Origin of the sequence: Staphylococcus arlettae (assembly GCF_002902345.1) — a bacterium.
GTDB lineage: Bacteria > Bacillota > Bacilli > Staphylococcales > Staphylococcaceae > Staphylococcus > Staphylococcus arlettae.
Genome location: NZ_PPQB01000022.1, coordinates 1 through 3,935 on the forward strand (window position 1 = coordinate 1; position 3,935 = coordinate 3,935).

A 3,935-nucleotide genomic window follows, 5' to 3' on the forward strand; every position below is an offset into this window, starting at 1 on the left:
CGTTGCGTTTGGAATTAACGTTGACATATTGCGATTCAGTTTTCAATGTTCATTCGTTCAAGTTTTTTCGAACACAAGAATTAATTATACTCTTTAATCCTTATTAAGTCAACAACTTTTTAGAATTAATTTTGAATGTTAATTTGTGTTGTTGTCGTGTTGTTTCGCTCGACAAGTAAATACTATACAGGGTTTCAAGCATATCGACAACAGTAAAATTTACACTTCTCTCCATTGTCATCAGCATCAAGTAACCAATAAACAAACTTATATTCTCTTTTCTTATATTTAGTACGCTTTTTCCCGTTACATTGTTAAAAAAAGCTGAACCTTAAACACTAACAATGCATAAAAACCAAACTTTAAAGTTTTTTAAACTTTTTTACAAAAAAGACATCATCCTGAAAAAGGACGATGTCTAAACCAGTTCTCTCTATTATAAACAGCTATTTACATTTCTGTTCGTCCCATTATCGCTTTGGATAAAGTGACTTCATCAGCGTATTCTAAATCTCCGCCCACAGATAATCCTTGGGCTAGTCTTGTAACTTTTATGCCAATAGGTTTCACTAAACGAGAGATATACATCGCTGTAGATTCACCTTCTAAGTTTGGATTCATCGCTAAAATCAATTCTGTCACACCTTCGTCTTTTAAACGATTAATTAATGTTGGGATATTAATATCTTCTGGTCCAATGCCATCCATCGGAGATATCGAACCATGTAAAACATGGTATAGACCTTTATATTCACGCATTTTTTCCATAGCGATTACATCTTTATCATCTTCTACTACACAGATAATTGTTCTATCTCGCTGTTTATCTTGACAAATATAACATGGGTCTTGTTCTGTGATATGGCCACATTCACTACAATAAGTTAATTCTCTTTTTACATCTACTAACGCTTTTGCAAATTGTACAACGTCGTCTTCTTTCATATCTAATACATGAAATGCCAGACGTTGTGCCGTTTTAGGGCCAATGCCTGGCAGTTTCATGAAACTGTCAATCAGTTTAGAAATCGGTTCAGGATAATGCATGGGATCACATTCCAGGGATGTTTAAGCCTTGAGTGTGTTTGCCTAAGCGTTCTTGAGTTAACTCATCTGCTTTATTCATAGCTTCATTCGTAGCAGCAATCACTAAGTCTTGTAACATTTCTACATCGTCTGGATCAACCGCTTCTTCTTTGATAACCACGTCTACAACTTCTTTATGGCCTGTTACAGTAACAGTAACCATGCCGCCTCCTGCTGTACCTTCAACGCGTTCTTCTTTTAACTTTTCTTGTTCTTCGCCCATTTTCTTCTGCATTTTTTGCATTTGTTTCATCATTTGTTGCATATTTCCGCCACCGCGCATAATGTATATCCTCCTTAGTGTATTAATTATAATTTATATAATTATGCTTTCCTAATATTATACATGCCTTTGTATTTATTGTCATGTATCACTCTTCGTCAATAACATTGACTGTATTTTCGCCAAATAAGTCTTTTGCTTTTTGAACGACGTCTACTTCCTCTGACGTATCAGCTGTATGTTCACCTTCTACAGAACTTGTTGTTTCGTCAGATTGTCCGGACTTTCTATTTTGTAGATACTCAGAGCGTACACGCATCCATTGATCAGAAGGTACACCTACTACTTTGACTGTTTTATCTATGATGTTGCAGACTACATTTTCAATATTAGCCCTTTTATCATCATCTTTATTTACAATTTCACAATGTATTTCTTCTTCGAATTTAATCAGTACATGTGTTTCACTTGCCGCTACCGGCTCTGAATTTTGCAATAGACTTACGAGTGATTTCATATCATTCGTTTTGGCATGATCCACAACTTCTTCCCAATGACCTTTTAAGAGTTTGATATCATCTTTATTCGCTTTATCTAACACTTTAGCTATTTGTTGCATAGAGAAAGCATTTTTAGATTGTGCCCCTCTACTCGGTGCTTGCTTTTTAGTTGGTTGTGCAGAGGTAGCAGTTGCTACGCCTTGGGCTTTCAATGTTTTCAATTCATTTTCTAACTGTTCCATTCGTTGTAATAACACATCGTTATTTGGTTCAGCTGCTACACTTGTTGTCGCCACGTGTTGCACAGTAGTAGCTTGTCCTTTAATCATCTCTGATAATTTCACCAACAGTACTTCGAAATGTACATTTTGATTCACGCTGAAACGTATCGACACTAAAGTATCATTAATCACATCAATCATTTGATATAAAGTTTCTAACTCAAAGCCCATTAACGCGTCATATTCTACAGTTGATTCAGAAGTTTTATTCATTATAGTATCACGCACAAAATAAATCATATCGTTAATCAAACGATTGACCTCTTTACCATCAGATACAAACTGGTGATACGTAGTAAAAGCTGATTTAACATCGCCATCAATTATTTCTGTGAATAATTGGTTTAATGAAGCCTCATCAACACTTCCTGTCACATTCAGTGCATCTTGAAGCGTCAAGTGTTCATCTCCAAAGGCTATCGCTTGGTCCATGATACTCAGCGCATCTCGCATACCACCTTCAGAAGTTTTAGCAATGAAAGTAAGTGCTTCGTCGTCATAATCAATTTCTTGTTCTTCAGCAACAAATTTCAAGCGCTCTACGATTTCTTCTTCATTAATAGCCTTGAAATCAAAACGCTGCGCACGTGAAATAATTGTAGGTGGTATTTTATGCGGCTCTGTTGTAGCCAAAATAAATATCGCATGCGCTGGAGGCTCTTCGAGTGTTTTTAATAATGCATTGAAGGCACCTGTCGTTAACATGTGAACCTCATCGATAATGTAAACTTTATACTGTGATTCACTTGGAGCATATTTTACTTTATCTCTAATATTTCGTATTTCATCTACACCATTGTTACTCGCCGCATCAATCTCAATAACATCTGAATTGGTACCTTGTGTAATACCTGTACAGATCGCACATTCATTACACGGCTCACCATCATCATTATGTTCACAGTTGATTGCTTTCGCAAACACTTTTGCAATACTCGTTTTACCTGTACCTCTCGGGCCACTGAATATATAAGCGTGAGATTGCTTTTGTTTAGAGATAGCATTGCGTAATGTTTTGGTGACGTGTGTTTGACCTACTACGTCACTAAACGCTTGCGGTCTAAACATTCTATATAAAGCTTGATAATTCACTTTCGCACCTCCATTTACATCCGTTCATTATTATATCATTGAACTTTCTTTCATGGCTATCCATTAAATGCATCTGAATAAACGACTTTACCTCGTGGTGTTGTCTGCTTATTTTCCGCGATAAACTTCACCATAAAATAAGCTGATGGTACTTCAAATGGTGAATAAATACTATATTGTTCCGCTTCCTCATATCCTAAACGTCCATAGTAATCTGGCTCACCTAGTACAATAATTGTATCATAGCCTTGAGCAGCAGCCCGTTCTTCGCCTGCTTGAACTAAAGCTTTACCAATACCTTGGTTGCGATAAGGTTTTAATACAGCTAGTGGTGCTAACGCTAATGCGGTATAAGTTGCTTGTTCACTCACAATTTTAATCTCCGATAATAGAATATGCCCTACCACTTCACCATCATCATTTTTAGCTACGACTTCAAGCTCATAATTATAATTTGCGTCACTACGAATACGTTTTACTAATTCTTGTTCATCGTGGTTGGATTCTGACACATCTTGAAAGGCTTCTACTATTGTTTGTAAACTTGCTTCATAATCACTTTCAGTTAAAGTACTTAAATATATCTGCATATCTTCCCTCCGTACAGCTATCTTTTATGTACATACTACACTATTTCTTTCGATATACCTATATATTAGCTAATGAATAAAAGGGAGTGGGACAGAAATCTGATTTTGAAAAAAATGATTTCGTCGTCCCACCCCGGCAAGGATGACTAGCGTTGAAAAAAGC

At 36.2% G+C, this 3,935-nt stretch carries 4 protein-coding genes; all 4 read right to left on the reverse strand.

From position 1 onward, the window contains the following. Positions 1-450: 450 nt before the first annotated feature. The 4 genes from recR to CD036_RS10170 all read right to left on the reverse strand — a co-directional run bounded on the left by recR (position 451) and on the right by CD036_RS10170 (position 3,772). Complete coding sequence (gene recR, locus CD036_RS10155; protein WP_002510513.1) at positions 451-1,047, reverse strand: recombination mediator RecR; 597 nt, start codon at positions 1,045-1,047, stop codon at positions 451-453. 4 nt (positions 1,048-1,051) lie between these two features. Beyond that, the gene (locus CD036_RS10160) at positions 1,052-1,369 is read right to left on the reverse strand and encodes a YbaB/EbfC family nucleoid-associated protein (RefSeq protein ID WP_002510514.1); all 318 of its coding nucleotides are present in this window, start codon (positions 1,367-1,369) and stop codon (positions 1,052-1,054) included. An 88-nt stretch (positions 1,370-1,457) separates the two neighbouring features. Further along, positions 1,458-3,182, reverse strand: coding sequence for a DNA polymerase III subunit gamma/tau (dnaX, locus tag CD036_RS10165; RefSeq protein ID WP_021459289.1), 1,725 nt, complete (start codon positions 3,180-3,182; stop codon positions 1,458-1,460). A 56-nt stretch (positions 3,183-3,238) separates the two neighbouring features. Beyond that, positions 3,239-3,772, reverse strand: coding sequence for a GNAT family N-acetyltransferase (locus tag CD036_RS10170; protein WP_021459290.1), 534 nt, complete (start codon positions 3,770-3,772; stop codon positions 3,239-3,241). Positions 3,773-3,935 lie beyond the last annotated feature (163 nt).